Genomic DNA, 24,795 nt, shown 5'->3' on the forward strand with positions numbered 1-24,795 from the left:
GGCGCCGGGAGCGGGGCGGGGAACGGGTAGCATCGACGGCGCACGTACCTGTGCGACCGGGGCGCCCGTCCCGCTCGATTCTCGCCTGATCCGGTGCCACGATGAGAAAGGCCAGCGATGGAAGCGCTCTCTGAAGAGGAGATCAAGAAGGTCGAGCTCGACGCGCTGCGCGAGCTGGATCGCGTGTGCGCCGAGCACGGCCTCACCTATTTCCTGGTCTACGGCACCCTCATCGGCGCGCTGCGCCATGAGGGATTCATCCCCTGGGACGACGACATCGACGTCGTCATGCCCCGCGACGACTACGAGGCCCTTTTCCGCCTGTGCCGCACGGGCGCCCTCGCGGATCACTACAGGCTGGTCTCCTACCGCGACCGCACCTCGATCTACCCCTTCTTCAAACTCGTGGACACTCGCACGCGCGCCGAGGAGACCTTCATCGACGAGGAGCGCGCACTGGGCCTGTGGGTCGATATCTTCCCCCTGGAGCGAGTGAGGCTGAGCGACCCGCGCATGCGCCGAGTGCGCGCCAAGGCCGCCCGGCTCGTCTGGTGGCGCTCGCTGGCGGCCACCGACCCCCGATACGCCACCTCCGGCGCGGCCAAACTCGTCAAGCGCGTCATCCACCCTGTCACCCGCCGTCTCGACCCCTATCAGATCGCCGCGAAGGCCGATGCCCTCGCCCGCGGCGCGAATATCAAGGACGGCTCCTCCCAGGGCGACGACATCCGCTACGTCCTTCTCGTGGACGATCACATGGATAAGAACACCCTGGAGCCCCAGGCCCTCTTCCCGCCGGCGCGGGCGGTCTTCGAGGGGGAGATGTTCCCGGTGCCCGCCAAGGCCGGCGACGTGCTCACCGACTACTACGGCGACTGGCAGCGCATCCCGCCCGCCGAGGAGCGCCCGCCCGCGCACCTGCGCGCCGTCACCTGGGTGGAGGGGGCCGGCCATGGCGCCTGAGAGCACTGGGAGCCAGGCGGGCGCGGGGCCCGGCGGCCAGGGCCAGGACAGCCCCAGGACCGTCTGCGTCTTCACCCCCACCTACGACCGGGCCTATATCCTGCCCGTCCTCTACGACAGCCTCGTGGCCCAGACCTCCCATGACTTCGTGTGGATGATCGTCGACGACGGCTCGACCGATGGCACAGAGGAGCTCGTCGCCTCCTGGATCGAGTGCGGCGAGATCGAGATCGACTATGTCAAGACCGCCAATGGCGGCAAGCCGCGGGCGATCAACCTCGGGGTGGAGCGGGCCGCCAACCCGCTGTTCTTCGTCGTCGACTCCGATGACTGGCTGCTTCCCGGCGCCATCGAGCATGTGCTGGCAACGTGGGAGACCATCAAGGGGCAGGACCGCTACGCGGGGATCGTGGCCCTTCGCGGCACGGATGACCACACGCCGATGGACACCTGGATGCCCGAAGGCGCCCGCGACGTCAAGTACTGGGACCTCTTCGAGACGATGGGCTTTCGGGGGGACACCTCCCTCATCCACCGCACCGAGGTCCTGCGGGACTACCCCTACGACGTCGCCCCCGGGGAGATCTTCATCGCCGAGACCTCCGTCTACTACCGGCTCGACGAGCGCTACGTCATGCTGGCCGACAACACGATCCTCACGATCTGCCACTACCTGCCCGATGGGCTGACCCACAATTTCGCGGCCAACGCCAAGCGGAACCCCATCGGCTACTGGAAGCACAAGCGCTACTGCGCCCAGCGCTCCACCACTCTCAAGGGAGTGGCGCGCGAGACCCTTCTGTACCTGGTGGGCTGCCGCCTGGCCGGGCAGTCCGGCGCGCTGCGCATGGCTCCCAACAAACCGGTCGCGCTGGCCTGCTACCTCCCCGCGCTCGTGGCGCGCTACACGCTGTTCAAGTAGGAGAACGATGGCACAGCCCGAGGCCCTGTCCCTCAGGACGAACATGCTGTGGAGCTCGGCCGGGTCGATCACCCGGCTGGCCTGCAACTACCTGGTGGGCGTCGCCGTCGTGCGCCTCTCGCACGGATTCGATGCCGCCGGTGGGCTCGCCCTCGTCATGGCGATCGCGAACCTCATCAACCCCTTCGCCGACTACCGCCTGCGCACGATCCAGGTCACCGACACCAAGGGGGAGAGGAGCGCCGGGGAGTACGTGGGCCTCCGCGTGCTGACCACTGCCCTGGCCTTCGTCATCGGTGTCGTGTACTCCCTGGCCACCGCCGCGTTCAACCTATTGCCGCTCATCGCCATGTACCTCGTCTACTCCCTGGCGACGAACTTCATCGAGGTGCTCCACGCGATCGACCAGCGTCACCGCAGGATGGACTACATCGGCAAGTCCTACATCCTCCAGGGCGTGACCACCCTCGCCGCCTTCTGCGTCGTCCTGTGGCTGGCCAACTCCCTCATGGCGGCCATCGTCGCCATGGCGGTCGCCACCATCCTCGTGGGGGTCGTCTACGACGTCCCGCGCTCGGCCCAGTTCGAGCGGCTGCGGCCCGTCATCGACATCCGCCCCGCCCTGTCCCTGCTGGTCACGCTCTTCCCCCTCGTCATCGCGCAGGTCTGCAGCTCCTCCGTCCTCACGCTGCCCCGCCAGTACCTGGAGTCCTCCGCCGGGAGCGAGGCACTGGGGATCTACAACTCCGTGGCCTCGCCCGTCGTCATCGTGCAGATGGGCGCCGTCTACGTCTACAGCCCCCTCATGGGGGAGTTCGCGGACCGCTTCCACTCCACCAACAAGCGCTCGGCCCTGGCCCTCCTGTGGCGGACCATCGGGGGCATCCTCGTGGTCACCGCCGTGGCGGCGGCCCTGCTGCTGCTCCTGGGCGATCCGGTGCTGCGGCTCATCTTCGGGGACAAGATCATCGGGCACACCGACCTGCTGCTGCCCGCCATCATCTGCACTGTCATGACGGCCTTCGCCTGGTTCATGAACGACCTGCTCATCGCCGTGCGCGACCTCAAAGCGGGCTTCCTGGGCAATGCGCTCGCGGCTGTGGGCTCCCTGGTGTCGATGAAAGCGCTCGTGGACGCCTTCGGGATGAACGGGGTCAGCTGGGTCGGCGTGCTGTCCTACGCTCTCGCCGTCGCGCTGCTGTCCCTCTTCCTGGCCCGCGACTACCGGCGGCTCGGCTCGCAGTGGGGCGGGCCGCCCCCTCAGGCCTCCGCGTCGTCGGCGAAGTCGTGATCCCCGAAGTCCACCAGTGAGGGCTTGTGGTTGACCCGCTGCTCGGGCGGCGGGACGGCCATGTAGTCGCCATAGCCGCGGGTGAGCACCGCGTCATAGGCGTGGGGCATCCGGATCGTCATGTCCTCGAAGGGCAGGGCGAGCGTGGGCAGCAGCTCATCGCGGCGGATGGACCAGCGCTTGGGCTCCTGGGTGGAGAAGTCTCCCAGCCACTCCGAGTCCTCGCCCTCGTGGGAGCGCGCGGCGCGGTCCCAGCGCTTGTACAGGGCCCGCGGGGAGACCCGGGCGGCCCGCAGCCCCCAGTGGACGGCGTGCAGGACGAGCCCGGCCGCCTGCCTCGCCGGCGCGGGCAGCGGAACCTCGGCGGTGGGCGTCCCGCGCAGGTACATGAGCCGCCCCCACACCCAGGTCCGCCGCGCCATCCGCTTGAAGGCGCGCTCGTCGTCGGGCAGGACATCGAGGGGGAAGATATCGACGCCGATGGGCACCCGGTAGGCGCGGTTGCGGGCGATCTCCGGGACGAAGGCGGTCCCGGCAAGGCCCAGCACGGCGAAGGTCTTGGGGTAATCCGGGGAGTTCTTAGAGCTGAGCACCACGAAATCGGGGTCGATGACGCGGTCGGCCTCGGCCAGCAGGCGCTCGTAGTCCGGGCGCGGCATGACGACGTCGACGTCATCGTCCCAGGGGATGAAGCCCTGGTGGCGAGCGGCGCCGATCGCGGTGCCCCCGTAGGCCGCGTACTCCAGGCCGAGCTCGACGCAGACGCGGTCGAGCTCGGCCAGGGCGTGCGCGGTGGCCCTCTGGACGCGCTTGAGGAGGGCGGGGTCGTCGTAGCCGGTGGTGCTCATGCGCCCATCCTGCCCTCTCAGGGCAGTGGTTCGGTACTCACGGTCGCGGCCCCGGCCGGGGCCGTCTGTGCCGGGCTGGCCGGCGCGCTGGCGGGCCGGCGGGTCAGCCGCAGGTCGGACCACTCGGCGGTGGCCGCCAGGACCGTCCCCACGAGGATGACGACGCAGCACACGACCTGCAAAGGCGTGGGGATGGTCCCCTGCAGGACGAGGGCGAAGATGACCGCCCAAGCGGAGTAGGAGATGTTGAGGGCCATGCCCCTCGAGGCGCCGATCGTCCCCAGGGCCTTGTAGTAGAAGAGGTAGGAGGTGGTGCCGGCGATCGCCGCCAGGGCGATGACGCCGGTGGCGGGCGTGAGGGCGGCGCGCGCGGAGAACCCGAGGGCCCCCGCGATCGGCGCCACCACGATCAGGTAGGTCAGGCCCGAGGTCGTCTGGCGGATCTGCAGCGCGGTCTCGTTGTCCACGGAGTCGTCGCGCATCCCCCAGGTGAGGATGACGGCCTCGGAGCCCCATCCGAAGACGCAGGCCAGAGCCGCGATGATGCCGAAAATCGCGTTGCCGTCGCCGGATTCGGCCGAGGAGGACCAGCCGATGGCGATGATCGCCGTCAGTGCCACGAGGAGGGCCACGATCTGGCGCGGCCTCATGCGCTCGCCGAGGATGAGGAAGGCGAGCAGCGTGCCCAGGGCCGGGTAGAAGGTGGAGATGATCGCCGTGTAGGAGGGCCCGATGTTGTTGATGGCGATGAGGTAGCCGCTCATGCCGACCGGCCCGCCCAGCAGGGCGGCCAGCACGACTACCCTCCCGGAGCGGGTGCGCATCGCCGCGAGCGTGTGCCCCAGCCGGCCGCGCGCCCCCATGTAGACCACGAGGAACAGCGCGGAGATGACGTCGTGGATGAGCGCGCTGGCGATGGGGGCCTGCCCGGCTCCGACGAAGGGTGCCAGGGCGACGGCCATGGCCAGGATGACGGTGTCGAGGCCCCAGGTGGCCCCGCTGATGACTCCGTAACGCATATCAGGCGCTCCTCCTCGTGCTCAGGGCCGCCGGGGCGCTCATGAGGTCCTCGCCGGACTCGTAGGAGGCCAGGAGCGCGTCGACGTAGTCGACGGCGTGGCGGTAGTAGATGAGGAACCACTCGCCGACGTCGTCGCCCTCGGCCTCCTTGACCAGGGACCACACGTACCAGCACCAACCGGCGAAGGTGACGTAGGACCAGAAGTGGCGCCGCTCGACGGGGGTGGGCGTGCGGCCGAAGTAGTAGCCCAGGGCGTCCTCGGCGCGCTCGGCGCCCAGCTGCGCGCAGACCACCATCGTGCCGAAGTCCGCGGCGACGTCGGACATGCCGGCGTACTCCCAGTCGATGAGGGAGAGCTCCCCGGAGGCGTCCACGAGGAAGTTCAGCGGGAAGAAGTCGTTGTGGCTGGGGGCCAGCCCGAAGCCATCGGCATCGGCGAACTCCTTGAGGCGCAGCACCTTGGCGCGCAGCTCGTCGTAGCCCGGGATATCGATGGGGCCCCTGGCCGCCAGGAGGGACTCGTAGCGCAGCCCTTCGGCCACGAAGTCGAAGCTGCGCGTGAGCTGGCTGCCCGAATCGTGCAGGGCGCGGTCCATGCGCATGGCCTGCTCCAGCTCGGTGGGAATGGAGACGTCGAGGTTGCGGCAGTCGGGGATGTAGCGCGAGATCTTCCAGCCCTGCTCCGGGTCCCCTGCCAGGAAGGTGGAGTCCAGGCCGAGATCCCCGGCCAGGCGGAGGGCCTCGATCTCCGCGCGGCGGTCGATGAGCTTGTTCGTGCCAGCGCCGGGGTGGCGGTAGACGTACTCGTCGTCGCCCACCGAGAAGTGGCAGGACAGGTTCGTGATGCCCTGCTTGAGGGGGTAGAAGGCGCCGATCTTGCCGCGCTCGCAGCCGAGCGTCGCCGAGATGTTCTCGAAGACCTCCGAGTCGAGGTTCTCCATGAAGGCGGGGTCGAAGGAGCGCAGCTCGTCGATGGAGTCGAACTCGTGGATGACGCCGTCGGGGTACTTCCGGATCACCATGTCGAGGTTCTTGATGTGATCGAGGTAGATGTCCTCCCACAGTTTGGGGGCGGTCTCGGGCAGGTCGTAGACGGACTCCAGGATCGCCCGGAAGGCGGTGGAGAAGGCACGGTCGAAGTAGACGTGGCCGAGCATCGTCCAGGCGTCCGCCCCTCCGACAGTCGCCCCGGTGATCCGCCCGCCCGCGCCGGTGGTCAGGCACCACTCGTCCGTGGGGCCGTCCACGTAGGTGGCCGAGTAGTAGGCCTGGTAGACGTGCGACTCGAAGGGGTTGGCCGTGAAGTAGTCGTCCGAGGAGCAGATGTAGGTGTTGGCCAGCTCCTCCTTGACCACCCACAGGGAGCCATTGTTGTTGCGGGTCGCGTACTCCTTGTTGACGACGATCCGCACCCCGTAGCGCTCGGCCAGGGAGAAGAAGTACTCCTTCTTGTAGCCGACGACGATCGTGATGTCGGTGATCCCGGCCTCCTGGAGCTGGCGGATCTGCCGCTCGACGAGGACCTCGCCGCGCACCCTGAGGATGCCCTTGGGGCGCTCGTAGGAGATCGGGGCGAAGCGGCTGGACAGTCCCGCCGCCAGGATGATCGCGTTGTCGACCCGGTAGGGCTCGAGGGCCGCCCGCCCGGCCTCCGTCAGGGCGCGCTCGGCGATGTAGCCAGCGGCCTCGCACTCGCGCACGGCCGCGTTGACACTGCCCAGGGACATTCCCGTGGACTCTTGGATCTGTCTCTGGGTCAGGGCCGCATCCGCGCGCAGGAGCGCGGTGAGGACATCGAACTGTGGCTGGGTGAGCGCGCCGGGCATGGCGGCCTCCTGTTCGGGATCGAGCGGGACGTTCTCGCGTTCGAGATTAGTCTCGTTTGGTCGGAATATGAACAGGGGGCCGTGTTGCCTTCGTCTCGTCGGCAGTCCTCAGCGGCGCTCGCGGGCCAGGAGGTCGAGGAGGTACTGGCCGTAGCCGGACTTGACGAGCGGCTCGGCGCGCTGGCGCAGGCCGTCGTCGTCGATGAAGCCCATGCGCCAGGCGATCTCCTCGGGGCAGCCGATGTTGAGGCCCTGGCGGTGCTGGATCGTGCGGATGAAGGCGGTGGCGTCCGCGAGGGAGTCGAAGGTGCCGGTGTCCAGCCAGGCGGTGCCGCGGGGGAGGACCTCCACGGTCAGGCGCCCGGCCTCCAGGTAGGCGCGGTTGACGTCAGTGATCTCGTACTCGCCGCGGGCCGAGGGTTTGAGGTCGCGGGCGATCGCCACGACGTCGTTGTCGTAGAAGTACAGGCCCGGCACCGCGTAGTCGGACTTGGGGTGGGCGGGCTTCTCCTCGATGGAGACGGCCTTGAAGCCCTCGTCGAACTCGACGACGCCGTAGGCGGTGGGGTCGGCCACCTGGTAGGCGTAGACGACGCCGCCGTCGGGGCTCGTGTGGCGGCGCAGCTGGGTGCCCATGCCGGGGCCGTAGAAGATGTTGTCGCCCAGGACGAGGGCGGCGCTCTCGGATCCGATGAAGTCCGCGCCGAGCACGAAGGCCTGCGCCAGGCCGTTGGGGACCTCCTGGACCGCGTAGGACAGGTTGACGCCGAGCTGCGAGCCGTCGCCGAGCAGTCGGTGGAAGCTGGGGGCGTCGTGCGGGGTGGTGATGACCAGGACGTCCTGGATGCCCGCCAGCATGAGGGTGGACAGCGGGTAATAGATCATCGGCTTGTCGTAGACCGGCACCAGCTGCTTGGAGGTGCCCAGGGTGATCGGGTTGAGTCGTGTGCCGGATCCGCCGGCCAGGATGATGCCTCGCATAGGGCCCAGTGTGTACCATCCCGCATCCTCATGCATGAAAACCGCCGGTGCGGCCGCTACGGTGTGCCCATGGAGAGACTCCACGGCTTCCGGCAGAGGTACGACTGGGGGCACTGCTCCGCGATCCCCGAGCTGTTGGGCGAGAGTCCCGACGGGGAGCCCTGGGCCGAGCAGTGGCTCGGCGCCCATCCCCTCGGCCCCACCGCCGTCGGCGATGGGGGCGCCACTCTGGCCGAGCGCATCGCCGCTGAGCCCGCCCGGCTCCTCGGCGAGGACGTCATGCTGTGCTTCGGGCCCCAGCTGCCCTTCCTCCTCAAGATCATCGCCCCCGCGCGGGCCCTGTCCCTCCAGGTCCACCCCTCCATCGGGCAGGCCGTCGAGGGCTACGAGGCCGAGGAGCGGGCCGGGATCGACCTGGCCAGCCCCGTGCGCAACTACAAGGACCGCAATCACAAGCCCGAGATGGTTCTGGCCCTGACCGACTTCGAGGCGGTCGCGGGCTTCCGGGCGCCCCGCCGCGTGGCCGAGGTCCTCGCCGGGCTCTCCTCGCCATTGGCGCGCCGCATGCGCCGGACCCTGCGCCTGGCCCCCGGCCGCTTCGGCATCCGCCAGGTCTTCACCGACATCGTCTCCGTGGACAGCCGCCCCAGCGGCGAGGAGATCGACGAGCTCGTCGACGAGCTCGCGGCCCGCCTCGCCTCTGGGGCCTCTCCGTCGCGGCGTGCCGACGCCAACGCGGTGGAGATGGCGCGCGCCTTCCCGGGCGACCCCGGGATCGCCGCCGCCCTCCTGCTCAACCCGGTGACCCTGCGCGCGGGGGAGGCCCTCTTCGTCCCCGCGGGCTCCGTCCACGCCTACATCGGCGGGCTCGGCGTCGAGATCATGGCCTCCTCCGACAATGTCCTGCGGGCTGGGCTCACCCCCAAGCACATCGACATCCCGGAGATGCTCGCCTGCGTCGACTATGTGGCCGCGCCTCCGGTGCGCCCCGCCCCCGAGTACCTCTCGCGGGCCACCCGCGCCTACTACGCGCCCGTCGATGACTTCGAGCTGCTCGTCACCGACGTGTCGCGGGCCGATGGCGCCGTGGGCGTGCCCGGGCGCGGCCCCCGCATCCTGCTCGCCATCGACGGCGAGGTCGAGGTCTCGACGACGGCTGGGCGCGAGCGCCTTGGGCGCGGACAGGCCCTGTTCGTCGGCGCGGACGAGCGCGCGCTCACCGTCGAGGGGAGCGGGAGCGTCGTCCAGGCGGACGTGCCCTGAGCCCCTGACGAGCCCCGCGCTCAGGCGGCCCCCTCCTGGCGGGCCGCCGAGGCCGCGAGGGAATCGTCCGCGCCCGGCGCGAGGAGCACGGCGGCGCGCCCATCGCGCCAAGCGGCCAGGATCGCGCGCATGGCGGCCGGCGTCGTCGCCTGGCGGACGAGGACCGCGCCGGGAGCCCCGGCGGGGGCGCCCGCCGAGCCCGCTCCGCCCGGCAGGGAGGCGAGCAGCGCGTCGCGGTCGAGGGAGCGCTCGGCGCCGGGTGAGTCCGCGGCCTCGATGAGCGCGGGGACACCGGGGGCCGCTGGGAGCGCGGGGAAGGAATCGGGGTGCGCCATGAGATCGGCCACGCCGTCGCTCACCAGTGGGGGAAGCTCGTCCGGCCAGCGCAGGGCGAGCGAGGCCCGGGCCACGAGCGCCTGGACGGCGGCGTCGGGGCGGAGCTGGTCCTGGCTGAAGGCGACGCTGACGGCGGGCTCGATCTCGATGTCGGCCCCCGGGGCGCCGCCGTCGAGAATGCCGCCGCCGGCCTGCCAGGCGCCGAGCCACCAGGCCACCGATCGCCAGTGGGGTGTCAGCGCGCAGTGGACGAGGGGCGCGGGGCCCGCCTCGGCGTCGAGGAAGGCCGCGGTCTTCGACGCCCACATCGCCAGCACGCGCCCCGTCAGCTCGATGCGCTCGCCGGGCGCGTACCAGATCAGCCAGGGGCGGTCGCCGTCGGCGGCGGTCGGGAGGAGCGGGGAGAGGGAATCGTTCATAGTTAGATTCAATCAGAGTCGGGCCGCTTCGGAGGATCCCCCAAGGGGTGTGAGAGACGAGATTTCCGCAGAACAGCGGGTGATCTGCGGGCCTGAGCGCAGCGTCTCAACTCGGTCTCAGCAGATCATGTGGCCTTTCTTGGCTTGATCCCTGGTCTTACAGGCGTGTAGTTTGGTTTCACCACTTGAACCTCTCCGAAGGGAAGCCATCGTGTGGAACATCCTCGGCGACGGGCCTCTGGCGCTGTCCGATGATGCTGACGACGCAGCGATCATCCTTCTCTTCGGGGGTGGGGACGAGTCTGGCCCGCTGCCGTGGCAGGAGCGCGCCCTGTGCGCCCAGACCGATCCCGAGGCCTTCTTCCCGGAGAAGGGTGGTTCCACCCGCGAGGCCAAGCGCGTGTGCGCCAGCTGCGAGGTCCGCGAGGAGTGCCTCGAGTACGCCCTGGCCAATGACGAGCGCTTCGGCATCTGGGGTGGCCTGTCGGAGCGGGAGCGCCGCAAGCTCAAGCGCCGGGCCGTATGACCTCGCCCGCCCCCGCAGCCCCCTCCGGCGCCGAGAGCGCACTCGGCGCGGGTGCTGGTCGCGCGCAGGATGAGACCCTCGCCGTCGTTGTGACCGCGGGGGTCACTGCCTTCCTGCCCCGCGCCCTTGCCGCGCTCGCGGCGCAGAGCGCCCTCCCTGCCGCCGTTCTCATCGTCGACGTCGCCTCGCGCGCCAACGGCCTGGGGGACGGCACCCCTGTCGAGGAGGCCGTGGAGGCCTCTGGCCTCGACCTCGTCACCGCCGTGCGCATCCTGCGGGCGCCCGCCGCTCCCACCCTCGGCGGCGCCGTTGCCCGGGGCCTCGCACTCGCCCAGGAGCGGGCCGCCGCCCGGCCCCGCCCGGAGACCAGTGAGGAGGACGAGGGCCGCCCGCTCCTCAGCCTCGACCTCGACCCCTCCGACGCCCAGTGGTTCTGGCTCCTCCACGACGACTCCGCTCCTGAGCCCGGCTGCCTGGCCGAGCTCCTCCAGGCCGTCACCACGGCCCGCTCGATCGCCCTGGCCGGTCCCAAGCAGGTGGACTGGGACAATCCCGACCTCCTCCTCGAGGTCGGACTGCGGGCCACCGGCTCGGCCCGCCGCGCCAACGACATCGTCTCCGGCGAGATCGACCAGGGGCAGCACGACGACCGCAGCGACGTGCTCGCCGTCGGCACCGCGGGCGCGCTCATCTCCCGCCAGGCCTGGGAGGAGGTCGGCGGCACCTCCTCCGATATGCCCATGCTCGCCGAGGGCCTCGAGCTCTCCCACGCCCTGCGCCTTGCCGGGCACAGGGTCGTCGTCGTCCCCAACGCGGTCATCCGCCACCGCCGCGCCACCTACCTCGGCCTGCGCGGCGCCAAGGGGGCTGCCCCTGTCCCCGCCAGTGCCGACGTGTCTGGTGGCGCGGGCGCCCCGGAGGAGAGCGCCCCGGGAGAGGGCGCCGACGCTCCCGATGCCGCCGGGGCCCCGAGCCCCGCGGCCACGGAGGACCTGGCGGATCTCGACCGCTCCTTCCGTGCCCGCCGCACGGCCCAGCTCGCCGCCTGGGCCACGATCTCCACCAGGCCCCTGACGCCCCTTCTCGCCTGGATCATTCTCCTCGCCCTCGGGCGGGCGGCCTGGCGCCTGCTCACCAAGGACCCGGGCCTGGCGAGCGACGAGCTGGCCGCCGCCCTCACCGTCGCCTCCCGGCCCGCCCGCATCCGCCGCGGCAGGCGGCGCCTGGCCTCCTTCACCGCCGTTCCGCGCAGCGTGCTCGCCCAGCTCTACCTCGACCCCGCTGAGATCCGCGCGGCCAGGAGGGACCGGGACCGCCAGGAGCGCCAGCGCATCGCCCGCGCCGCCGCGCCCAGCGAACTGGAACTGCGCGAGCTCGCGGCACTGGCCACCCGCCGTCGTCGGACCCTGGGCATCGTCCTCGTCCTGTCCGCCGTCTGCGGCCTGGCGGCCCTGAGCGACGTGCTCACCGCCCGCTCCGTCATGGGCGGGGCGCTCGCCTCACTCGGGGAGGGCTGGCGGGCGCTGTGGGACTCGGCGTGGAGCACCTGGGCCGACTCGGCCGACGGCTATCCCACCGCGATGACGCCCTTCCTCGCCGTGCTCTCGCTGCCGATGGCGCTGGCGGGCGCAGTGGGGATCAGCGGGGACGTTCTCGTCCACCTCCTCCTGCTCGTCTCGCTGCCGCTGGCCGCCGCCGGCGCCTGGTTCGCCGCGGGCACGGTCACCCGCCGCATCGCCCTGCGCGCCTGGGCCGCCCTCACCTGGGCCGCCGCGCCCAGCCTGCTCCTCGCCGTCGGGCAGGGGCGCCTGGCCTCGCTGATCGTCCACCTCCTCCTGCCCTGGGCGCTCGTGGCGCTCGCGCGCGCCGTCGGCGCCGACCGCCGTGATCGCGTGCTCTCCGGCCTTGTGGGCGCCCACCTCATCTCCGACGACGAGCTCGCCCAGGCCGAGGGGATCAGCACCGCCCGTATCGAGGAGCTGGGGGAGCTCGGCGAGCATGGAGAATCCGGTGAGCCCGGAGAGCCCGACGAGTTCGAGGCCTCCGACGCTTCCCGCCCGCGGACGGATGACTCCCGCGCGGAGGCGCCCGCCGACGCTGTCGACGGCGAGCGAGAGCCCGCTGAGGGCGCGGACGGCGCCGAGGACGCCGAGAGCGCTGGTGCAGACGAGACCGTGCCGGAGGAGGGCGGCGCCGATGGCGCCGGCGACGAGCCCTCCGTCGACGCCCCGCCGAGGCAGCCCCTGTCCGAGCGGCTCGCCGCCAGGATCCGGCGGGCCGCCGCCGCGGCACGGGCCACGGCCGCCGTCGAGCACTACGGCCCCGGCTCGCCGACGGCCGCCGCCGTTGCCGGCCTGCTCCTGGCCGCCATCACTGCCGCCGTGCCCGCGACAGCGGCCGTCATCGTCCCGGCGCTCCTCCTGCTCATCGCCGTCAAGGCGCTCCAGCGGGCGTTCGGCCCCCGCCAGGCCTCCGGCGGCGCGCGCCGCCTCCTGCTCACCCTCATCCCCGCCGCCATCACCCCGGCGCCAGTGTGGTGGCGCGCCTGGCGCCTGCGCGAGGCGGGCGACGGCGCCTCGGCCCTCCGGCTCCTGGTCACCGATCCCGGCGCGCCCGTCGTCGCCCCGGCGCCCGGCCGTACGGACCTCCTCCTCGGCTCGCCCATCGACCTGGCCTCGCTCATCCCCGGCGCGCACGCGCTCCTGGCCGTCCGCCTCCTCCTCGCGCTCGTCCCCATCCTCGCCCTCGCAGGCCTTCTGGCCTCCGGGCGACGGGGTGGGAAGGCCCGCGCGGGCGTCCTCGTGGCGCTCGGCGCCCTCGCCCTCGCCGTCGTCACCACCGGGACCATCGTCGGCACCGGCCTCGCGCCCAGCGGCGCCCGCATGACCGTGGCCGGCTGGCCCGGCGCCGCGCAGAGCCTCGCCCTGGCCGGGATGCTCGCCGCGGGCCTCGCCGGAGCCGATGCCGCTCGCGCCGCGCTGGTCCAGCGCTCTCGCGGCTGGTTCCAGATCGCCGCCCCGGTGGCCTCCGCCCTCGTCCTCGCCCTGCCCCTCCTGCTCGGCGGGGGATGGGCCCTCGCCGTCGCGCATGGCGACCGCGTCCCCGGCCAGGCGCGGGCCACCAACCCGGGCGCCCCGCTCATGGCGCTGCGGCCCGCGACGCAGCAGATCCCGCTCATCGCGCGCGAGCTCCAGCGCGCCCCCGAGGCCAGCCGCGTCCTCGTCCTGGACTCGTCGGGCACCGGGGACGGATCAGCCCTCACCGCGTCCCTCTGGCGCGGTGACGGCCTCATGCTCACCGACGCGCTGCCCGGGCCCACCGGCGCGCGCCTTCAGTCCCGCTCCGGCCAGGCGCTCTCGGCCGCCCCCACCGCCGGTGAGCCCGTGGACCTCACGGATGCCGCTGATTCCTCCCTGGCCGCCGCCATCGCCGACGCCGTCGCGGGGCAGGGCGAGACCGCCGCCGACGAGCTCGCCGCCCACGGCATCGGCGTTGTCCTGCTGACGACGAGGCAGGGCGACGAGACCACCGCCACCGCGCGCGCGGGACTGGCCTCCACCCCCGGCCTGGAACAGCTCGCGCGCACGGACGCCGGCGTCGCCTGGCGGGTCAGCCCCGGCGACGCTGCCCAGTCGGCGCGCGCCGTCCTGACCGAGACCGCCAGCGGAGACGGCCCGAGCGCGTCCGCCGTCCCCTTCGCGGGCCAGGCCACCACCACGACCATCCCCGACTCCGCCTCCGGGGGCGATCGCGTCCTCGTGCTCGCCGAGCGCGCCGACCCCGGCTGGAGCGCCACCCTCAACGGACAGAGCCTCCAAACCACCACTGTGACCAATGGCCGGGGCCAGTGGCAGCAGGCCTTCGTCATCCCCGCCCACGGTGGCGAGCTCGCCCTCGCCCACTCCACGCTCGACGCGCGGATCCTCGCCGCCGCCATCATGACGGTCTGGGCCATCACCGCCCTGGCCGCGCTCCCGCTGCGCCGCAGGAGGTTCGCATGAGCCCGCATCCCAGCCTCGGGCCGAACCCGGTTCGACGCGCCGCCGGCCTGGGAACCGGGGCTCTCCTCGTGGCGGGCGCCGTCGCCCTGACCGCCTGGGCAGGCCCCGCCCCCGCGGCGCCCACCCAGGCGGTCGGCATCGCCGAGATCAACGCCCCGGCCGTGGCCGCGACCTACGGCTGCCCCGCCGCCCCCACCAACACCCTCGGTGGCATCGACGTGCGGCAGGCCACCTCGACGACCTCCATCACCCCCGTCGGCTCGCCCGCCTCGCTGACCTACGGCGGCAAGGCCCTCAATGCGGCGCCGTCCTCTCCCACGACCCTCACCGGCGCTCAGGGCTCCGGCGGCGGCATTCTCACAGCCACCCCCTCCAGTGATGGCCAGATGGTCGGGGCAGCGGGCGTCGTCACGTCGGTCACCGATGCGGGGGACCTGCGCGGCCTGGCGGCGGCGCCCTGCGCGCCCGCGCGTTCCGCGGCCTGGATCGTCGGCGGCTCGACGGCCCTGGGCTCCTCCGCGGAGCTGCGCCTGACCAACCCCGGCGTCACCACCGTGACCGCGCGCGTGCGCCTCTACGGATCGGCCGGGGCGATCTCCCTGCCCTCCAACGGGGAGGTCGTCGTCGAGCCGGGGAAGACCTCCTCGGTCCTCCTGGAATCGGCCGGGGCGGGCGACCCCAGGATCGCCCTGTCCGTCGAGTCCGACGGCGGCAGCGTCGTCCCCACCCTCGTCACCGAGGGGCTCGATGGCGAGACGCCCGCCGGGGTCGAGATGCTCACCCCGGGCGCCGCGCCCGCCACCGAGCAGACCATCCCGACTGTCGCCGTGGCGAAGTCCGCCGAGCAGGGCTCCGAGGCCGTCGACGGGGCGTCCTCCTCCGATGAGCCCGTCCTGCGCGTCGTCAACCCCGGGGAGACCCCGGCCACCGTCTCCGTCGCCCTCTCGGGCAGTGATGGCTCGACCCCGCTGCCCGGCGCGCAGGCCGTCACCATCGACCCCGGCTCTGTCTTCGACATCACCCTGACCGGGGTGGACCCCGGCGTCTACGGCATCCAGGTCACCTCCGACGCGCCGGTGGCCGCGGCCGCCAGGATGGTCCGGGTCGGCGGCGAGTTTCCCGCGGGCTCGGGCTCCCTCGTCCACGACGTCGCCTGGAGCCAGGCCGCCTCGCCCGGGGCGCTGGCCTCGGCGACCGCCCCCATGCCCCGCGACGGCGTCTCCCCGGGCCTCGTCATCTCCTCGACGGCGGGCGAGGCCAGGACCGTCGCCCTGGCGAGCCCCGACGGCTCATGGTCGACCACCCTCGACATCCCGGCGGGGGCGAGCGTGACGGCTCAGGTCCCCGCAGGTGTGAGCGCCGTGCGGCTCAGCGCCGCCGCACCCGATGGCCTGAGCGCCGCCGTGCTGCTCACCCGCAAGGCCTCCGGGGATGCTGCTGGCCCGCTCATCGCCGTCCTACCGGTCATCGCCGACTCCGCCTCGCGGGCCTCCACTCGGATCAGCCTCGACTGACCCGCCCCGGGCCGCGACCCCGTGTCGTCGTCGGGGGCGCGCCCCGGCCGGGAGGCCGGTTCTCAGAAGAAGTCCGGATCGATCTCCTCGGGCCGACGGCCCATCATCGTCGAGACCTGCTCGACGACGACGTGGCGCACGAGAGCGCGCAGCTCGGTGATGTCGCGGGTCCGGGAGACCACGGGCCGGCGGTAGATCACCACCCGCCCAGGCAATCCCGCTCGGGGCTCCGGGGCGAAGCCGCGCCCCAGGACCACCCCCGGCTCCCAGGGGGCGGGGTCGGAGGGAGGAACCTCCTCGACGGCGAACTGCACATCCGCGACGAAGGGATGCCGCCGGGCCAGATCGTCGGCGACCTCGATGACGAGGGCGTCGAAGCGCTCGGCGCGGGTCCGCCAGGCCGGCAGCACGGGGGGCATGAGCGGGCCTCGCAGGCCGTGCCCGTGGCGGTCCCGGTGGCGCCTGGCCGACCGTGGGGCCGGCGCCGGGAGGCCTCGGGGCTGGAAGGAGCGGGAGCGTCTCACGCGGCCACCATACGTGGCGGGCCGACGGGCTCCCGTGCGCGCCCCGCCGTCGCCCGGAGTGATTCCCGGCGGCCGGGCGCGATAACCTGCGCTGGTGAGGAATGTGAGGAGCTGCCGGAGGCCCGGCTGCGAGAACCCTGCTGTCGCGACGCTGACCAGTGTCTACGCGGACTCCACGATCGTCATCGGCCCGCTGTCCACGGAGCGGAGGCCCGAGGCCTACGACCTGTGCGCCAAGCACGTCGAGTCCTTCAACGCCCCCCGGGGCTGGCAGATCATCCGCCTGGCCACCGAGTTCGCCCCCGCGCCGCCGTCGGAGGACGACCTGCTCGCCCTGGCCGACGCCGTCCGCGAGGCCTCGCGCGCCCCCCGGCCCCCGGCGCGTCCGGCTGAGCGCGAGGGGCGGCCGGGAGGCATCATGCCCTCCCCGCTCACCCACGATCCCGACGTCCTGCCCGACCACCTCACGGGCCTGGGGGACGGGGAGATCGCCCGCCGCGGCCACCTGCGGGTCCTGCGCGGCGAGAAAGAGGACTGACCCCTCGTCCCACCGAGACCGGTCGATATCCGGAGGCGGGTTCCGCCACCGGTCTCGATCCTGATATCGACCGGTCTCGGTTATAGGGAGGGGCTATGGGGAGGTGGGGGCGCCTGATTGGCCGCCGACGCCGTGGGGCAGGAGCGCCATCTGGGCACGGGTCTCCTCGGCCACCTGGCGGTCGCGCATCGCCAGCGCGAGCTCGCGGTCCCGGCGCTCCGCCAGCACCGCCGCGAGGAACCTCTCCGGGTGCGTGCCCTTCGGCGGCGGGGGCGAGACGCAGGACGAGAGGCTCTCGGCGAGCTCGGCGCCGAGCCGCTGCCGTGAGCGCGGCTCGATCGTCGAGGCGCGCTGCAGGAAGGTCCGCGCCACCAGTGCCAGGTTCCCCGGCAGGGCGCGCAGGTCGGTCTGCTCGGCCCAGGACGCCAGCTCGGGCGGCATGAGGATCGGGGGCGCCGTCGCCGCCTCCAACTGATCGCGGACCACGTAGGTCCCAGCGAGCAGATCGCCCAGCCGCTTGCCCCGCCTGGTGACGGTGCATGAGGCGATCGCCAGGATCGACAGGGCGGCGTAGATCTCGACGACGCCCACGAGCACCCGGACCAGGCAGTGCCGCAGACTCACAGTGCCGCCGTCGTCCCGCACCACCCGCAGTCCCATGACCCACCGACCGATGGAAGAGCCGCGCGAGGCCACCTCCACCGTCAACGGGAGCAGGACTATCCAGCCCAGCATGAGGAGGGAGAACGCGATCATGACCAGTGGGTCCGGGCCCGAGGTGCTCACAGGTCGGACGGCCAGGAGCGTGATGATCGACAGGATGAGCCCGATCGTCGTCAACCCGTAGTCGATGAGGCCGGAGAGCATGCGCGCGGCGGCCGAGGCCGGGGCGGCGTCGAGGAGCACCGCCTCGCCCGTGACGATCCGGACCTCCTCCATCATCCGCTCGGATGAGGCGGTTGTTTGCTGCGCCATGCCATGCTCCTAACCGTGGATATCGATGCCTTCACCGCTGCCCACCGCGATGAGTGGGAGAGGCTGGACGCCCTGGTCGACAGGCGCCGCCTGAGCGGGGCCGAGGCCGATGAGCTCGTCATCCTGTACAGGGTCACCGCGCAGCACCTGTCCAGATTGAGGGCGTCCGCCCCCGATCCCCAGCTCCTCACCGAGTTGTCGGCGCGCGTGGCCCATGCGAGGGGTCGGATCACCGGTGCCCGGGAGATCCGTGGCCGGGATGTCACCCGCTTCCTCACCGAGACGATCCCACTGGCCCTCTACCGGGTGCGCTGGTGGACCATCGCAGTGGGGACGGCGTTCACGCTGATCGCCGTCATCGTCGGCGTGTGGACCCTGCGCAGTCCGGAGGCGATGAGCGCCCTCGCGCCGCCCAGCGCACGGGACGCCTACGCCCACCAGCATTTCGAGGACTACTACTCCACCTACGCCTCCCACGAGTTCGCGGCCCTGGTATGGACGAACAACGCCCGACTCGTGGCGATCTGCATCGGCGCGGGAATCACCGGCGTCGTGCCCGCCTACTTCCTGCTCGCCAACGCCATGCGCATCGGCCAGGCCGGCGCCATCATGGCCGACCACGAGCGCTTCGGCCAGTTCCTCGCGCTCATCACACCTCATGGGCTGCTCGAGCTGACCTGCGTGTTCTTCGCGGGCGGCGCGGGGCTCAGGCTCTTCTGGACCCTTCTGGCCCCCGGGCCGCGCTCGCGTGGAAGGGCGCTGGCCGAGGATGGGCGGCTGCTCATCACCGCCGCCGTGGGGCTGACGGGAGCGCTCGCCGTCGCGGGCCTCCTCGAGGGCTTCGTCACCGCCGCCGAGATCCCATGGCTGCTCAAAGGGGCCCTGGGGCTTCTCGCCCTGGCGGTCCTGTGGGCGTACACCCTCATCCTGGGGCGCCGCGCCGAGCGCGTCATCGCCGACGGCGGAGACGGCGGCGACAACGCCCTGCTCGCGGACGAGATGGGCTACACCGCGCCCGAGGCCGGCTGAGCGCTGGCGGACGCGGCGGCCGGGCGCGCCGCCCGCAGGGCATGACCGCTCCCCGGGCCTCCCCGCCCTGCGAGGCGGGACGCCTGCCACTCGCACGGGCATGGCCGCCGTCACAGCCGCCCCCAGGCCTTGAGCGCCAGGTAGGTGTCGGCAAGGGCCGGCGCCAGGCCAGCGGGATCCGCTTGGACCACCTCCGCCCCCGCGCGCGCCAGGCGAGCGCGCACCGCGTGCTGCTCCACAAGATCGCTCTCCGCGGCGGCCGCCGAGTACACCGAGGCGGTGTCGCCCCGCTCCGCCCGCAGCTCGCCCAGCCCGGGGTCGATGGCGGAGGCGATGACAAGGGCGTGGTCCTTGGCCAGCGCGGTGGTGGCGCGCAGCATGCCCGCATCGGCGCCCGCGCCGTCGATCCCGGTCAGGACGACGACGAGGGACCGCTGGGAGAGCTGCTGGGCCACCGTGGAGGCCAGCAGCGACCAGTCCATCTCCAGCAGGGAGGCCTCGAGAGGGGCGAAGGCGTCGGCGAGCGAGCTCATGAGCGCGGCGCCGGACGCGCCCCGCACCTGGGCGCGCACGGTGTTGTCGAGCGCGAGGACGTCGACGCGGTCGCCCGCTCGCGAGGCCAGTGCCGCCAGGAGCAGCGCGGCCTCCATCTGGGCGTCGAGCCGCGGCATGTCGCCCAGCCTCGCAGCCGCCCGGCGCCCGGTGTCCAGGATGATGAGGACGCGGCGGTCCCGCTCGGGCCGCCAGGTCCTCACGACGACCTCCCCACGGCGCGCTGTGGAGCGCCAGTCGATGGAGCGCACGTCGTCGCCGACGACGTACTGGCGCAGCGAGTCGAACTCGGTTCCCGCGCCGCGCACCATGACGGCGCTGCGCCCGTCCAATTCGCGCAGGCGCGCCAGCCTGCTGGGCAGATGGCGCCGGGAGGAGAAGGGCGGCAGCACCCTCAGGCGCGCGGGGGCGAGCAGGGAGGCCTGGCGCCCGGCGAGTCCCAGCGGGCCGAGCAGGCGCACGGTGACGAGGTCGGCCTGCCGGTCCCCGCGCCGCGTGGGCGTGAGCGCGGTGCGAGTCTTGCGCCGCTGCCCTGCCGGGATCGTCATCCGGCTGCGCTCCCCGGTCGCCCCGGCCGACGGCGCCCAGGCATCGCGGACCTCGGCCATCGCGGTCCGCGGGCCGGTGTTGGTCACGGTGAGCGTGGCGATCGCGGTCTCGCCGAGCATGATCGCCCCGGGCAGGCTCCGCGCGACGCGCAGGCGGCGCGGCGAGGCGGCCAGCGCGACGTCGGCGCCCACGGCCAGCGCGGTCGCCGCGACGACGAGCAGGATGGTCGCCGGCCTGGGCCAGAGCAGGCCGAGGAGCGCCCCGAGGGCGAGGACGACGGCGGTGCGCCGCGCTAGGAACATGGCTGCTCCTCCCTCGACGGTGCTGTCGATGGCGGGAATCGGCGAATGGTTACCGGCTCGGGCATGGCGTTTCTCAGCGGGGAACGGCGACGGAGCGCAGGGCGCCGGTGACGATCGCCTTCGCCGTCACGCCCTCGAGCTCGGCCTCCGCGCGCAGCTCGATGCGATGGCGAAGGACAGGCAGCGCCAGCGCCTTGACGTCGTCAGGCGTGATGAAGGCCCTGCCGGACAACCACGCCCAGGCGCGCGCGGCCGCCAGGAGCGCGGTCGCGCCACGAGGGGACGCACCCAGGGCGACCGAGGGGGCGTCGCGCGTGGCCCGCACGAGGTCGACGATGTAGCCCAGGATCTCCTGGGAGGCGCCGATGGTGCGTACCTGCTCGCGGGCGGCGAGGAGATCCGCTGGGCTGGCGACGGCGTCCAGGCCCGCGCTCGCCAGATCACGGGGATCGAAGCCACTGGCGTGGCGGCTGAGGACCTCCACCTCCTGGCCGCGCTCGGGCAGGGGCAGGACGAGCTTGAGGAGGAACCGGTCGAGCTGCGCCTCGGGCAGGGGATAGGTCCCCTCGTACTCGACGGGGTTCTGGGTGGCGATGACCATGAACGGCGAGGGCAGCGGGCGGGGCTCGCCGTCGACGCTCACCTGGCGCTCCTCCATCGCCTCCAGGAGGGCGGCCTGGGTCTTCGGCGGGGTGCGGTTGATCTCGTCGGCCAGCAGCAGATTGGTGAAGACCGGACCAGCGCGGAAGGAGAACTCGGCGCTGCGGGCGTCGTAGACGAGGGAGCCGGTGACATCGCCCGGCATGAGATCGGGAGTGAACTGCACGCGCTTGGTGTCGACCTCCAGGGCCTGGGCCAGGGAGCGCACGAGCAGCGTCTTGGCCACGCCCGGCACGCCCTCGAGGAGGACGTGCCCATCGGCAAGCAGCGCGATGACCAGCCCGGTGACCGCGGCGTCCTGGCCGACCACCGCCTTGCCGATCTCCGAGCGCAGGGCGACGAGCCGGGAGCGGGGATCGGTGCTGGCGCGCGCCGCGCTCCCGGGCGCGGCAGGCGCCGTGGGGGAGTGGCCTGCCTGGTCGGGCTGACTGGGCTGGTCGGCGTCAGTGGTGCTCATGATGAGTGGACCTCGCTCTCGAGTCGGTCGAGTTGGGTGGCCAGATCCACGAGGGACCGGTCGTCGGGGGGTGTGGGGCCGTAGAGGAGTCGGTCGACGTCGTCGGGCCGCAGCCGCCCGCCGCGGCACAGGGCATCGATGAGCTCGCCCCGGCCAGCGCCCTCGGGCAGTCCGAGGCGCTTGCCGAGCCGCAGCGCCGTCCCGGCCCGCAGGGCGGTCGCGGCGCGGTCGCGGTCGCGGGCCCGCCGGTAGAGGCGGCCCCTGCCGATCGTGGTCTCCGTGGAGCGGACGACGGTGGGCAGGGCCTCGACGACGACGCGCCCGAAGCGGCGCCCCTGCGCAATGGCCAGGGCGAGCGCGGCGATGATCAGCTGCGCCAGGACGACCGGCAGGAAGCGGGGCATCGACGGTGTGTTCCAGATGCTCGGCTTCGACGCCTTGGCGGCGTCGTACCACACGACGCGCTTGGTGGTGCCGATCGCGCGGATCGTCAGGGCCGCGTTGCCCTGGCTGGCCAGATGGGAGTTCATGGCCGGGTCGGGCCAGGCCAGCACGCGCAGGGTGCCGCCCGAGGGAAGCGGGGCGGTGGCATAGCCGTACTTGCCCTCGGCGACCGGGAAGCATCCGGTGGCGCCCTCGACACCGCTCAGGCTCACCGATCCCCTCCCGGCCGGGATGGTCTGGGCGGCCTGGGCATCGGCGTCGTCGCACTGGGCGCTGAGGGACGTTCCGGCGGCCACGCTGACGCCGCTGGGGCTCACGCCCGAGAGCCCGTCAAGGCTGTTGTAGAGGGCGCCGAGCACGACGACGTCGCCGCCGCCGGAGGCCAGGGCCTCACGATCCTCGTCGCTGAGCCTGCCCGCGTTGATGAGGACGACGGTCGCCCCCTCGGCCGAGGCCTCGCGGGCGGCGCGCGCGCTGGAGACCGGATCGACGTCGATGCCCGAGTCCTCCACGAGCGTCGCGAGGGCTTGCGCGCCATTGGGGTGGGGGTTGTCGATCGCCAGGGGGACGGAGGACTCGGTGGGCTTGAGCGACTGGGTGATGATGGCCAGGACGAGCAGGGCGAGAAGCGTGAGGAGCACTCCCCGCCAGGAGCGCAGGCGCTGGCGGATGGTCGCCCCGACGACCTGGTCGCCGCTGGGGCTCGCAGGCGCTTCCGAGGCCTGGGCGCGTGGGATGGGGGCCGCGGTCCTGTTCCGGGAGCCGGGGACGCTCATCGGCGCGCCTCGTTCGCGGCGCGCTTGGCGTGCCGGGCCTGGGCATCGCGCCGCGCGTGATCCGCCTGGGATTCGACAGCTCTGGCCAGGGCGCGCATCCGGGCGTCCTCGTCGGGGCTCGCCACCACGTCCCCGTAGCGCAGGGCGTCGAACAGACGAGCGCCCTCACCAAGGTCGGTGGCCAGCGCTGGTATCGCGCTCGCGGCGAGCCCCGCGGCCTCGTGGGCGGTCAGTCCCGGGTAGTCCTCGAGGAGGCCCCGCTCGTCGAGGGAGCGGATGATCGCCCGGAAGCGGTCGACGACGGCTGCGGCGAAGTCGCCCCGATCGGCGGCGAGGTCCGCGTCGTTCGCCAGGGCCGCGGCGTCGCGGTCGTCCTCGAACAACGAGCCGCGGGGATCCCCGCTGATCCTGGCGATCGTGAGCCTCCTCGCCATCGCGCCGATGACGACGATGAGGACTGTCAGGGCGAGCAGCACGATCGTCGCGGAGAGCCACGGCGGGACGCCGGGGATCATGGCGCCAAGATCCACATGGTGCGTGATCCAGTGCCAGGCGGCGCTCAGCGGGTCCGTCTTCTCCGCGTAGGCGGGCTTCGAGAGCTCGCGCTCGGCCGCCTCGCGCGCCTGCGAGGCGTCAGGAGTCGCCGGGGGACCGCTCGCCCCAGCGGCTCCCGACAGGCCTCCGGTGAGGAAGGCCGCCTGCTCCAGTGCGATCATGCGAGCTTCGCCATCACTCCGCTGACAGGGGTCAGGCCTGCGCCGCGCGGCGCAGTTCGACGTCGAGGCCCTCGTTCCTCATGCGCAGATCGATGTAGATCAGGGCGGAGACCGCGGCGCTGAACGGGAGGACGATCGCCTGGAGAAGAGCGGACAGGAAGGACTGGATGGCGGCCATGAGCGGGAGCGCCCCCTCCCCGACGATCGGGCTGGTCAAGGTCAGGAAGGAGATCGGCAGCGACAGCAGGCCTAAGGCGGTGCCGGTGATGAGCCCCGCCAACAGGAGCGTGCCCAGCACCCGCCAGAAAGAGCCCCGGCTGAGACCCCAGGAGCGCTTGAGCGACTCGATGATCCCGATGTCCTCGAGGATGAGAGCGCTGGAGGCACATGTGAAACGGACCATGAACACCAGGGACAGCGCGATCATGAGGATCGCGACGGCGATGACGAAGAGGATGACGAGCACTGCCAGCCATGAGGGGAGGGACGAGGTCGTGTTCACGATCCCCACGAGCGCCACGGCGGTCGGGCCCCCGAGGAGCGCGATGGTGGTGAAGGAGATGAGGCCGACGAGTATCGATTGGCCGATGAGCGCCCATACCCGTCCCTTGACCCGGCTCCACACCTCGCCCGCGCTCACGACCCGTCCCAGTGCGGAGCGGGAGACTGTCATGATGAGCAGCCCTGTCAGCACTGTCGTGGCCAGCAGGGTCACGACGAGCGAGCCGAGCTCCGAGGCGAGGCCGAGCAGGAGGGAGGGCATCTGCTCCTTGAGCTCCTCTGGGGTGGCCGGCTGGCCTGTGCTCGAGGTCAGGAGGATGTCGAGCGATGAGACCCACATGACATAGCTGGCGGCGGCGTTGATCGCGCCAATGACCGTCATGGTCAGCAGCGCCGGGATGAACATCGCCTTCGGATTGGCGCGCAGCGACTCGAAAGCGCCGGAGATGATGTCCCCGACGCCCAGCGGCCGCAGGGGGATGATGCCCGGCTTGGGGGCCACGAAGAAGTCGTTCGGCCCGCTGTAGGGGTTCAGCCCGTCGGCGGGGGCGGCCTGGCCAGCGGGAGGGGTCCCATAGGCGCCATAGGCGGGCCGCGCGGGAGCGCCCGCCTCTAACGGCGCGGACGGCACCGCCTGCTCCCCGCCGCCGATGCTCCCGTCGCCCTCGACCTCGGGCTGGGATGGGGGCAGCCAATCAGTGCTGTCATTGCTCATGGCCCCATGCTGTCACGCGGCGCGGAGCGCTCTCCTCCATCCTGAGGAGGAATCGGTCGCGCGCGGCCCCGGGCCGGGAAGCGGGCGCCGGGCGCTCAGAGGGCCCAGGAGGCCCCCGCGTATCACAAGGAGGAATCAGTCGGGGT

At 72.4% G+C, this 24,795-nt stretch carries 21 protein-coding genes; 9 read left to right on the forward strand and 12 right to left on the reverse strand.

The features are described from left to right. Nucleotides 1–117: 117 nt before the first annotated feature. Genes A1QA_RS14625 through A1QA_RS0111580 form a run of 3 tightly spaced genes read left to right on the forward strand, consistent with a single transcriptional unit; the run spans nucleotide 118 to nucleotide 3,176 of the window. A complete protein-coding gene (locus A1QA_RS14625; RefSeq protein WP_017179068.1) occupies nucleotides 118–963 on the forward strand; it encodes a LicD family protein in 846 nt (281 codons plus the stop codon). After that, the gene (locus tag A1QA_RS0111575; protein WP_017179069.1) at nucleotides 953–1,885 is read left to right on the forward strand and encodes a glycosyltransferase family A protein; all 933 of its coding nucleotides are present in this window, start codon (nucleotides 953–955) and stop codon (nucleotides 1,883–1,885) included. Before A1QA_RS14625 ends, A1QA_RS0111575 begins: the two co-directional genes overlap by 11 nt. A 7-nt stretch (nucleotides 1,886–1,892) precedes the next feature. After that, complete coding sequence (locus A1QA_RS0111580; protein ID WP_017179070.1) at nucleotides 1,893–3,176, forward strand: lipopolysaccharide biosynthesis protein; 1,284 nt, start codon at nucleotides 1,893–1,895, stop codon at nucleotides 3,174–3,176. Here A1QA_RS0111580 and A1QA_RS0111585 read toward each other — a convergent pair. From A1QA_RS0111585 to rfbA, 4 genes are all read right to left on the reverse strand, one after another. After that, the gene (locus tag A1QA_RS0111585) at nucleotides 3,146–4,024 is read right to left on the reverse strand and encodes a LicD family protein (RefSeq protein WP_017179071.1); all 879 of its coding nucleotides are present in this window, start codon (nucleotides 4,022–4,024) and stop codon (nucleotides 3,146–3,148) included. The two genes, A1QA_RS0111580 and A1QA_RS0111585, sit on opposite strands and share 31 nt — an antisense overlap. 17 nt (nucleotides 4,025–4,041) lie before the next feature. Further along, nucleotides 4,042–5,043 (reverse strand): DMT family transporter, encoded by a 1,002-nt coding sequence (locus A1QA_RS0111590; RefSeq protein WP_017179072.1) that lies wholly within the window; start codon nucleotides 5,041–5,043, stop codon nucleotides 4,042–4,044. A gap of 1 nt (nucleotide 5,044) precedes the next feature. Beyond that, complete coding sequence (locus A1QA_RS0111595) at nucleotides 5,045–6,871, reverse strand: NTP transferase domain-containing protein (RefSeq protein ID WP_017179073.1); 1,827 nt, start codon at nucleotides 6,869–6,871, stop codon at nucleotides 5,045–5,047. A gap of 108 nt (nucleotides 6,872–6,979) precedes the next feature. Next, nucleotides 6,980–7,852: a glucose-1-phosphate thymidylyltransferase RfbA gene (gene rfbA, locus A1QA_RS0111600; RefSeq protein WP_017179074.1), complete on the reverse strand. Its 873-nt coding sequence runs from the start codon at nucleotides 7,850–7,852 to the stop codon at nucleotides 6,980–6,982. 69 nt (nucleotides 7,853–7,921) lie between these two features. On the opposite strand from rfbA, the gene manA reads away from it, so the two are divergent. Beyond that, on the forward strand, nucleotides 7,922–9,115 hold the full coding sequence (gene manA / locus A1QA_RS0111605) for a mannose-6-phosphate isomerase, class I (RefSeq protein ID WP_017179075.1): 1,194 nt from the start codon (nucleotides 7,922–7,924) through the stop codon (nucleotides 9,113–9,115). 20 nt (nucleotides 9,116–9,135) lie between these two features. Here the strand turns inward: manA and A1QA_RS0111610 are convergent, their stop codons facing one another. Next, entirely contained in the window at nucleotides 9,136–9,870 is a 735-nt protein-coding gene (locus tag A1QA_RS0111610; RefSeq protein ID WP_017179076.1) for a TIGR03089 family protein, read from the reverse strand. A 271-nt stretch (nucleotides 9,871–10,141) separates the two neighbouring features. On the opposite strand from A1QA_RS0111610, the gene A1QA_RS0111615 reads away from it, so the two are divergent. The 3 genes from A1QA_RS0111615 to A1QA_RS0111625 are packed head-to-tail and all read left to right on the forward strand — an operon-like array spanning nucleotide 10,142 to nucleotide 15,911. Then, nucleotides 10,142–10,396 (forward strand): WhiB family transcriptional regulator, encoded by a 255-nt coding sequence (locus tag A1QA_RS0111615; protein WP_188640695.1) that lies wholly within the window; start codon nucleotides 10,142–10,144, stop codon nucleotides 10,394–10,396. Beyond that, complete coding sequence (locus A1QA_RS16715) at nucleotides 10,393–14,397, forward strand: glycosyltransferase (protein ID WP_017179078.1); 4,005 nt, start codon at nucleotides 10,393–10,395, stop codon at nucleotides 14,395–14,397. Before A1QA_RS0111615 ends, A1QA_RS16715 begins: the two co-directional genes overlap by 4 nt. Beyond that, nucleotides 14,394–15,911 carry a DUF5719 family protein gene (locus A1QA_RS0111625; protein WP_017179079.1) on the forward strand — a complete coding sequence of 506 codons (1,518 nt, stop codon included), beginning with the start codon at nucleotides 14,394–14,396 and terminating at the stop codon, nucleotides 15,909–15,911. Before A1QA_RS16715 ends, A1QA_RS0111625 begins: the two co-directional genes overlap by 4 nt. 62 nt (nucleotides 15,912–15,973) lie before the next feature. On the opposite strand, the gene A1QA_RS0111630 is transcribed toward A1QA_RS0111625, so the two are convergent. Further along, nucleotides 15,974–16,330 (reverse strand): metallopeptidase family protein, encoded by a 357-nt coding sequence (locus A1QA_RS0111630; protein ID WP_017179080.1) that lies wholly within the window; start codon nucleotides 16,328–16,330, stop codon nucleotides 15,974–15,976. Between the two features lie 199 nt (nucleotides 16,331–16,529). Between A1QA_RS0111630 and A1QA_RS0111635 the strand changes: the two genes are divergently transcribed. Beyond that, a complete protein-coding gene (locus A1QA_RS0111635) occupies nucleotides 16,530–16,973 on the forward strand; it encodes a DUF3499 domain-containing protein (RefSeq protein ID WP_026048900.1) in 444 nt (147 codons plus the stop codon). 93 nt (nucleotides 16,974–17,066) lie between these two features. Here A1QA_RS0111635 and A1QA_RS0111640 read toward each other — a convergent pair whose 3' ends face one another. Beyond that, the gene (locus A1QA_RS0111640) at nucleotides 17,067–17,948 is read right to left on the reverse strand and encodes an RDD family protein (RefSeq protein WP_017179082.1); all 882 of its coding nucleotides are present in this window, start codon (nucleotides 17,946–17,948) and stop codon (nucleotides 17,067–17,069) included. Between the two features lie 15 nt (nucleotides 17,949–17,963). Between A1QA_RS0111640 and A1QA_RS0111645 the strand changes: the two genes are divergently transcribed. After that, the gene (locus tag A1QA_RS0111645; protein WP_026048901.1) at nucleotides 17,964–18,977 is read left to right on the forward strand and encodes a stage II sporulation protein M; all 1,014 of its coding nucleotides are present in this window, start codon (nucleotides 17,964–17,966) and stop codon (nucleotides 18,975–18,977) included. Between the two features lie 110 nt (nucleotides 18,978–19,087). Here A1QA_RS0111645 and A1QA_RS0111650 read toward each other — a convergent pair whose 3' ends face one another. The 5 genes from A1QA_RS0111650 to A1QA_RS0111670 all read right to left on the reverse strand — a co-directional run bounded on the left by A1QA_RS0111650 (nucleotide 19,088) and on the right by A1QA_RS0111670 (nucleotide 24,649). Beyond that, on the reverse strand, nucleotides 19,088–20,380 hold the full coding sequence (locus tag A1QA_RS0111650; RefSeq protein ID WP_017179084.1) for a DUF58 domain-containing protein: 1,293 nt from the start codon (nucleotides 20,378–20,380) through the stop codon (nucleotides 19,088–19,090). A 73-nt stretch (nucleotides 20,381–20,453) separates the two neighbouring features. Continuing rightward, a complete protein-coding gene (locus A1QA_RS0111655; RefSeq protein WP_017179085.1) occupies nucleotides 20,454–21,497 on the reverse strand; it encodes an AAA family ATPase in 1,044 nt (347 codons plus the stop codon). Then, nucleotides 21,494–22,717 (reverse strand): DUF4350 domain-containing protein, encoded by a 1,224-nt coding sequence (locus A1QA_RS0111660; RefSeq protein WP_017179086.1) that lies wholly within the window; start codon nucleotides 22,715–22,717, stop codon nucleotides 21,494–21,496. The genes A1QA_RS0111655 and A1QA_RS0111660 overlap by 4 nt, the downstream gene beginning before the upstream one ends. Then, nucleotides 22,714–23,433 (reverse strand): DUF4129 domain-containing protein, encoded by a 720-nt coding sequence (locus tag A1QA_RS0111665; RefSeq protein ID WP_017179087.1) that lies wholly within the window; start codon nucleotides 23,431–23,433, stop codon nucleotides 22,714–22,716. The genes A1QA_RS0111660 and A1QA_RS0111665 overlap by 4 nt, the downstream gene beginning before the upstream one ends. A 31-nt stretch (nucleotides 23,434–23,464) precedes the next feature. Continuing rightward, entirely contained in the window at nucleotides 23,465–24,649 is a 1,185-nt protein-coding gene (locus tag A1QA_RS0111670; RefSeq protein ID WP_017179088.1) for a DUF7847 domain-containing protein, read from the reverse strand. Nucleotides 24,650–24,795: the final 146 nt, after the last annotated feature.

Source organism: Actinomyces timonensis DSM 23838 (assembly GCF_000295095.1).
Taxonomy (GTDB): Bacteria; Actinomycetota; Actinomycetes; order Actinomycetales; family Actinomycetaceae; genus Actinomyces; species Actinomyces timonensis.